The organism is Clostridium sp., assembly GCF_051650885.1.
GTDB lineage: Bacteria > Bacillota > Clostridia > Clostridiales > Clostridiaceae > Clostridium.
The window spans coordinates 1-2,231 of record NZ_JBOFRG010000064.1 but is presented as its reverse complement, the minus strand read 5'-3'; the positions used below and the strand labels follow the sequence as shown (position 1 = coordinate 2,231).

Sequence of the window (2,231 nt, the reverse complement as noted above, 5' to 3'; positions counted from 1 at the left end):
CTATTAAATTTGAAAGTGCACTAACTTGATTTACTATTGCATTTCCTTTTAATAAATCTTCCTTTTCTAATAAAAATGGTAAGCTTGCTTGAACTGATGGCTGATATGCACCTTGTATTCCATATAAAATCATTAAAGTAACTATTATAAGCACTACTAAATTTACATCCTTCATCAATACTGCAAAAACAATCATTAATATAGCAGTTATAAAATCTAATCCAACCATTATATATTTCTTATTTACTCTGTCTGCTATAATTCCACCAAAAGGTGTAAGTATAATCATTGGAATAAATGAGCAAGCTGACACTATTCCAAAAAGAGCTGCTGACCCTGTTTTATCTAAAAGATACAGTGGGAGTGCAAACCTTAAAATTGCATTTCCAAAAAGAGATATTATTTGCCCAATTACCATTAAAATAAAATTTTTATTAAGACCTTTTTTGTTATTTTCCATATTATCCTCCTCATAATTTATACATACATTCATTCGGTATGTATATTCTAAAAATAATACTGCCTTACCCTTGGCAGTAATTTTACCCTTTACTTTTTTCAATAATAAAACGATATTTTTCCATTATTTCATAAAACTCATCATCTAAAATCGGTAATCCTAAACTTTCAGTAAGCTCTTTTAAAAACTCATACTTTCTTCTAAGCTCCTCTTTAGTTACAAAGAAAACTGATGGATTTATCCATACATTCATTAAAATCATAAAGCTTTCTGCAAGTTCTTTTGGATTCTTTGTTTTTATAGAACCATCCTCCATACCTTCTCTAATAATAGGCTCTACACCTTCAGGGACTCTTTTCTCAACAACTTCATATATTTGTTGTGTCAAAATCCTAGGATTCTTCATTAAATTTGGTGCTGCTTCAATAAGCTTTTCCTGTGCAGGATTTTTTAAAGATTGAAGAAATGCAATTCTAAGCTTTTCTAATCCATTTTTAGGAATAATTTTTTCTTTTTCTGCCTTCTCTTCATATCCTCTATAAAGCCTTGGAATAACAGCTTCAATTATATCTTCCTTTGATTTAAAGTGATGATAAATTGCTCCCTTGCTTAAATCACCTAAAGCATCTACAATATCTTGAATAGTTGTATTATCATAACCCTTTTTCAAAAACAACTCCATAGATGTATCAAGAATACGATTTATCGTAACTTCTGGATTTTTATTTCTTGCCATTTCTATTCTCCTTCCATACATTCGTTTGGTATGTTTTTATATTAACACCATTAATTACCATAAGTCAAGGGTAATTTTAAATTTTTTTACATTTTCATAAATCCAACTATATTTATATTCTCTCCTTTTATTATAACCAACTATTTTAGTGTATAATATATCCATATTTATTCAACATGAAAGGAGATTCTTTTATGACCATATTAAAAACTTCAAGATTACTTTTAAGACCTTTTAAAAAAAGTGATTTAAGCCATTTACATTATATTATGTCAAACGAAACAATAGCTAATCTTGCAGGCTTTAAAGTAAAAAATACATTAAACCAGACTGCTAAGGTTTTAGCTATCTTTTTAAATGAACCCCCAAACACTATTTGGGCTATAACAAAAGATGATATACTTATTGGTTATATTGAACTTCATAATCCCACTCCATTTAAAGAAAACTCAAAAGAACTAGGATTTATACTCTCCGAAGATTATTGGGGATTACATTTAATGCCTGAAGCAATAAATGCCATTGTTGATCATTCTATTAATTCTCTGGATATAAATACCCTAATTTGCTCCCATTTTAAAAATAATATCCAATCGCAAAAAGCTATTTTAAAATGTAATTTTGAATTTATTTTTGAAAAAGGTGACAAACTTTTTTACAAACGTAAATAAGGACTAATAGCTTTTTTATTAGTCCTCTTCTCTTTCCTATTCAGTTCCAATTTGCTCTATCGCATATTCTCCGTTAATTTCTTTTATTTTAACGCTAGATACCTTATTAACACACCAATTATCTTCTTTTATTTCTCCATTTCCTGCAGTCCACATATTGCTTTCATCGGTAAATTTAATGTCATATCCTACACTTGCTTTGAAGCCCTTTTTATCTTCTTCCACTATTTCTACATCATTTATTTTATAATCTGTTAATGCTTCAACTGGCTCTCTTTTTAAATTTTGTGCTTTTACTATTTGGATATCTGTTCTATTTTCTTCTATATATTTCTCAAAAAGCTTTTTTGTAATTTCTTTCTTT

Annotated in this window: 3 protein-coding genes and 1 pseudogene; 1 reads left to right on the top strand and 3 read right to left on the bottom strand. The window is 28.3% G+C overall.

The genetic code is table 11. From position 1 onward, the window contains the following. The coding region (locus ACRC28_RS03520) for an MFS transporter (protein WP_438542072.1) at window positions 1-460 on the bottom strand (460 nt) is incomplete at its 3' end. A gap of 82 nt (window positions 461-542) precedes the next feature. Then, on the bottom strand, window positions 543-1,196 hold the full coding sequence (locus ACRC28_RS03515; RefSeq protein ID WP_438542071.1) for a TetR/AcrR family transcriptional regulator: 654 nt from the start codon (window positions 1,194-1,196) through the stop codon (window positions 543-545). A gap of 194 nt (window positions 1,197-1,390) precedes the next feature. Between ACRC28_RS03515 and ACRC28_RS03510 the strand changes: the two genes are divergently transcribed. Continuing rightward, complete coding sequence (locus tag ACRC28_RS03510) at window positions 1,391-1,867, top strand: GNAT family N-acetyltransferase (RefSeq protein ID WP_438542070.1); 477 nt, start codon at window positions 1,391-1,393, stop codon at window positions 1,865-1,867. A gap of 36 nt (window positions 1,868-1,903) precedes the next feature. Here ACRC28_RS03510 and ACRC28_RS03505 read toward each other — a convergent pair. Then, window positions 1,904-2,231 (bottom strand): annotated as a pseudogene (locus ACRC28_RS03505) (hypothetical protein); the annotation flags it as partial.

Excerpts from the sequence above, each read along its gene's own strand:
- ACRC28_RS03515 (WP_438542071.1), bottom strand. The coding sequence starts at position 1,196 with ATGGCAAGAAATAAAAATCCAGAAGTTACGATAAATCGTATTCTTGAT.
- ACRC28_RS03510 (WP_438542070.1), top strand. The coding sequence starts at position 1,391 with ATGACCATATTAAAAACTTCAAGATTACTTTTAAGACCTTTTAAAAAA.